Annotated in this window: 5 protein-coding genes and 2 pseudogenes; 2 read left to right on the top strand and 5 right to left on the bottom strand. The window is 37.2% G+C overall.

All coding sequences use genetic code 11. The features are described from left to right. The first annotated feature begins 165 nt into the window (after window positions 1-165). Window positions 166-1212 (top strand): Fic family protein, encoded by a 1047-nt coding sequence (locus tag ACFIJW_RS02965; RefSeq protein WP_375633231.1) that lies wholly within the window; start codon window positions 166-168, stop codon window positions 1210-1212. Between the two features lie 63 nt (window positions 1213-1275). On the opposite strand, the gene ACFIJW_RS02960 is transcribed toward ACFIJW_RS02965, so the two are convergent. The 3 genes from ACFIJW_RS02960 to ACFIJW_RS02950 are packed head-to-tail and all read right to left on the bottom strand — an operon-like array spanning window position 1276 to window position 2508. Continuing rightward, on the bottom strand, window positions 1276-1554 hold the full coding sequence (locus ACFIJW_RS02960) for a hypothetical protein (protein ID WP_375633230.1): 279 nt from the start codon (window positions 1552-1554) through the stop codon (window positions 1276-1278). After that, the gene (locus ACFIJW_RS02955) at window positions 1551-2312 is read right to left on the bottom strand and encodes a phage antirepressor KilAC domain-containing protein (RefSeq protein WP_375633229.1); all 762 of its coding nucleotides are present in this window, start codon (window positions 2310-2312) and stop codon (window positions 1551-1553) included. The genes ACFIJW_RS02960 and ACFIJW_RS02955 overlap by 4 nt, the downstream gene beginning before the upstream one ends. Further along, complete coding sequence (locus ACFIJW_RS02950) at window positions 2305-2508, bottom strand: Arc family DNA-binding protein (RefSeq protein ID WP_004859798.1); 204 nt, start codon at window positions 2506-2508, stop codon at window positions 2305-2307. The genes ACFIJW_RS02955 and ACFIJW_RS02950 overlap by 8 nt, the downstream gene beginning before the upstream one ends. A 75-nt stretch (window positions 2509-2583) precedes the next feature. On the opposite strand from ACFIJW_RS02950, the gene ACFIJW_RS02945 reads away from it, so the two are divergent. Then, window positions 2584-2808: an Arc family DNA-binding protein gene (locus ACFIJW_RS02945; protein WP_375612370.1), complete on the top strand. Its 225-nt coding sequence runs from the start codon at window positions 2584-2586 to the stop codon at window positions 2806-2808. Window positions 2809-2823: 15 nt separating this feature from the next. Here ACFIJW_RS02945 and ACFIJW_RS02940 read toward each other — a convergent pair. Together ACFIJW_RS02940 and ACFIJW_RS02935 are read right to left on the bottom strand one after the other, a co-directional pair. Next, a pseudogene (locus ACFIJW_RS02940) lies at window positions 2824-3276 on the bottom strand (Rha family transcriptional regulator); the annotation flags it as partial. A 676-nt stretch (window positions 3277-3952) separates the two neighbouring features. Next, window positions 3953-4261, bottom strand: a pseudogene (locus ACFIJW_RS02935) (hypothetical protein); the annotation flags it as partial.

Below are 4261 nucleotides of genomic sequence, written 5' to 3'. Positions count from 1 at the left end.
CGCATTATGTGAAACACCCATCTTCTTCGCAAACGCACGAACCGATAGACCCTTACGATGCTTCTTATTCATAGTTGCTCCTTGCTTTTTCTCTGCCATAAGAAGTAAGAGTTTACGGTGTTACGAATGATTGACAATCGGGTATAATCGGGTATATATTCCGGTATGAAAACAGATACACTCCAAATTACACAAGAATTGTTGGCTCTCATTGCTGAAATTGATGAGTTCAAAGGGGCATGGCGCGCACTTGGTACTCTTGCCCCTGAAAGATTGAACGCCCTTCGCCATATTGCTACTGTTGAAAGTATTGGATCTTCTACACGCATTGAAGGGAGTAAGTTAACAGACCGCGAAATCGAACAGCTTTTGGTAAACTTAGAAATTAAACGTTTCAAGAGTCGTGATGAACAAGAAGTTATCGGTTATGCCAAGGTTATGGAAACAATCTTTCAATCTTGGAGTGATATTTCTATTACTGAAAATCATATTAAACAACTTCATCGTGATCTTTTGTGTAATAGTGAGAAAGATCAACGACATCGAGGTGAATATAAGACTTTACGCAATGATGTAGTAGCATTTAATTCTCAAGGGAAAATGGTTGGCATTGTTTTTGAAACAGCTACACCATTTGATACACCATACCGAATGCAAGAGCTTATTACTTGGTTCAATAAAACCAATGAATTAAAGGATCTTCATCCTTTACTTACGATTGGTATTTTTAATGTAACATTTTTAGCTATTCATCCTTTTCAAGATGGAAATGGACGTTTAAGCCGTATCTTAACCACCCTTCTTTTGTTACAAAAAGGTTATGTTTATGTACCATATTCATCACTTGAAAGCATTATTGAGAATAATAAAGAAAGCTATTACTTAGCTCTGAATCAGACTCAAAAAACAATTTATACTAAAACACCCAATTGGGAGCCTTGGATACTCTTTTTTTTACGTGCTCTACAAAAACAAAAACGCCAATTAGAAATAAAAATAGAGAGTGAAAAAAATGCTCTTTTTTCCTTATCTGAATTGGCTCTTAATATTCTTGATTATGTGCGTAATCACGGACGTGTTACAACCCGCGATATGGTGCGTGAGGTTGGTGCAAGCCCTAATACACTTAAAGTAACTTTTACATCATTAGTTGAAAAAGGTCTTTTGATACGTCATGGTGGTGGACGATCAACTTGGTATAGCGCACCTTAATTTTATTGCCTTCTTAACCACCTCCCCATTTTGAGAACGGGGAGGAGAGTTCTGTTTTTGAACTTAAGCAACCTTTTTAATGGGGCTCTCCAAATCAGGTTCATAAGCTTTCAACAAAGGCTCCATAATCGGAGGAGGTTTTAAAGACCCAAAATTTGTAATCATTGCTAAAATCCTGAGTGCATTTGGCGATTCATCTTGAAGTTTTAAAATCACAGCTTCTTCTATTGCATTCATGGTCTCAATGAGGGCATTAAAAGCCTTATCTTCAACATCATCACGATCAGAAAACTGATACAATGCCATCCACAAATCACATAAGAAGTCTATACTGGTATTCATTGCACACCTCCATGGATTTGTTCTCTCAAACAAGCTAATCCTTTTGGTGTAATTTTTGTTGAAGGGAGCACTTTTTCTGTACCATCAGGTCTTTGAATGGTAATAGCAGGACAATCCATAAATCCTTTCTTGATCTTGTCCTGATAAGGTAACAGTGGCGCTCCTGGAGCACGCCGATACACCCAATCATGTTTACGCAAGTAATCAGTTAAATCCTTTGGTCGTACCTCTAACATCTTTGCTGCTTCTATCAAACCGAACAGCCCATCAGAACGTTTTAAACCTTCCAAAGCCTCTGCTTTTGGAGCTAATTTAGCAATGATATTGTCTTTCCGCTCGTTTTCATCTTTTAAATGCGTTAAGACACCAAGCATTACTGCTGGACTGGAGTAGTCAATCGATTGAACATAGGATTGCTTTATCTCGCCCCTACGCCATGCAACAAATAATTTAATAAGCATATAACGGACTTGAGAAGATTTTTCTGTATTCGATAATGTCGCAATCAATAACGCCTGCTCTTCGTTAAGCCAATATTCTGTTACGTTATTGCCCTTTATTACGTGCGCCACAGTGGCGCACCTCCCAAACCGTTCTATTTCTTGCATATTTCTTGTAATTAATTTTCTAACGTCACGTGTACGAACAAACCCTAATTTTTCTGCTAAATCCACATCGCGAACACGAGGCTCGTTTTCGACTTCTCGTAATTTGATTAATTTGTCTTTATTGATAGGTAAGTATGTGCTATTATTCATTGTAATTGACCTCTTTCAGGTTAGTTAGATGTAAAGCGTTAGAGAGAGTTTTTGCGGACTTATGCTCTAGCGCTTTTTCTTTTTTGAGAATGTTAATTATTTCAGATGAAAGAGAGCGATCATTCTCAGTCGCCCGATTAAACAACCACTCCTTTAATGTATGTGGCATATTTATTTTATATTGGATCGTTTTCATTTTACCTCCATATGCACATATTTAGTACCATAAAGGTACCTTGTGTCAAGTGTATTTTAGGTATATTTTAGGTGCATGACAAAAAAAGATCGTGTGCAATTTAAATTTCTCATTCCAATTGAACTGAAAAATCAATTGGAAGAGCTTGCTGAGGCAAATCATCGTAGCCTTACGGGTGAAATTCTTGCTCGTTTAGAAGATTCTGTCCGCACTACCGTTACATTAAATCACCTACTGGCAATGAATTCAGAAGATCTCAAAAAGCTCCTTGAACAACTACTCGTGAATAAAAAACAATAAGATGCCACACATAGCCCCCTCAGAACGCTTTAAGCCTTCAAGCGCTTCTGCTTTTGGTGCTAATTCTGCAATAACATGATCTTTCTGCTCTATTTGACTTTGTAAGTGATTCAAAACACCAAGTAATGCCTCCGGTTTAGAGTAGTCAACTTGTGGTGTGGCTACCTGTTTTTCTAATTCTTGCCAGCGGTCAATGATTTTGGCTCGTAAAGCAGTGCTGTAACCAGAAACAAGAATTAAACATTCACGTTTGGGTAAATTATAACAAGGGCGTGTTTTTCCTTGTTCATCAATATAACTGCTTAAAAACTTAGCCGGCTCAAATTTGAGCTCGCTAAATATTTGTTTAATGTCTCGCATAACATTTTTATGCTTCTTACTACATACCCCCGCAATTTCACGACTCGACATAGTCTGAGTGGTAGCACTATTAGCAACACTTTCTGTAATTTTTATAAGAGTGTTCATTATGAACTCATAGATGTTAGAGGTTTTCATTGATACCTTTAAAAGGTATCGGGTGCTGAAAACACGGCATCTAGTCCGTCGTTACGCTTTCCCCATAAGGGTATTGTATAGCGTAACTACACCCGATGAGGTCATTATACACTTGTCGCATATAATGAGTCAAAGCCTTTGCAATGCACAGAAGATCGATTATTTCGGCAATCAATCCGCTAGATGTTTTAAGGTGTTTTCAGGCACCTGATTCGAAAATATATATAAACGCAACAATGTCAAGAATAAAAATAATTTTTATCTAAAAATAATCGCGTATTGTACAGTACACACACTGAAATCATTATTTATCAATGAGTTAAGTGTACAATGTACAGTCAATTTGAAAATTCTATCGCTAGCGATAGTTCGCGCTCGCCTGCCCCGCAACGAAGCCAACCCGCTGAGAAGTACCTTTTGCATTGATTTTATTGATTTTTTTATGAAAAAACAAAGCATAAGTGATAATCTGTTTTTAAAGTTGCAATAAGAATATGTAATTCCTAAACTCATAAGGATATGGAATATATAGATAAAGCTTGAGAACATGATCTAGCCTTTCTTATTAGCAGCGTATTCTTGACGAGAAAGTTGTCTCTGTATGTTTTTGGTTAATCTTTCATTGGCATATTGTGCAATAGCNGATCTAGCCTTTCTTATTAGCAGCGTATTCTTGACGAGAAAGTTGTCTCTGTATGTTTTTGGTTAATCTTTCATTGGCATATTGTGCAATAGCACTTGCAATCTCTGGCTTGGACATCACTTTAGCAATTGATGGTCCTTCTTATTTTGCAATGGGGAATTGATCTCCGTCATCTCTTGAAACACATTCCCTCCCATTTTTAAATCAACACGCTTTGGAAAACTGCCTCCCTTGATAAAAGCATGGGGTAAGATTTCTTTCTTTCCAAACAGTGTGTAAGTTACGCCGCGTTTTGTTTCTCTTGCTTGAAAA

Source organism: Bartonella sp. MM97QHHN, assembly GCF_042194285.1.
In the GTDB taxonomy this organism is placed as follows: Bacteria; Pseudomonadota; Alphaproteobacteria; order Rhizobiales; family Rhizobiaceae; genus Bartonella.
The sequence above is the reverse complement of the archived record's forward strand: the minus strand, read 5'-3'. Positions and strand labels throughout refer to the sequence as shown.

Excerpts from the sequence above, each read along its gene's own strand:
- ACFIJW_RS02965 (WP_375633231.1), top strand. The coding sequence starts at position 166 with ATGAAAACAGATACACTCCAAATTACACAAGAATTGTTGGCTCTCATT.
- ACFIJW_RS02960 (WP_375633230.1), bottom strand. The coding sequence starts at position 1,554 with ATGAATACCAGTATAGACTTCTTATGTGATTTGTGGATGGCATTGTAT.
- ACFIJW_RS02955 (WP_375633229.1), bottom strand. The coding sequence starts at position 2,312 with ATGAATAATAGCACATACTTACCTATCAATAAAGACAAATTAATCAAA.
- ACFIJW_RS02950 (WP_004859798.1), bottom strand. The coding sequence starts at position 2,508 with ATGAAAACGATCCAATATAAAATAAATATGCCACATACATTAAAGGAG.
- ACFIJW_RS02945 (WP_375612370.1), top strand. The coding sequence starts at position 2,584 with ATGACAAAAAAAGATCGTGTGCAATTTAAATTTCTCATTCCAATTGAA.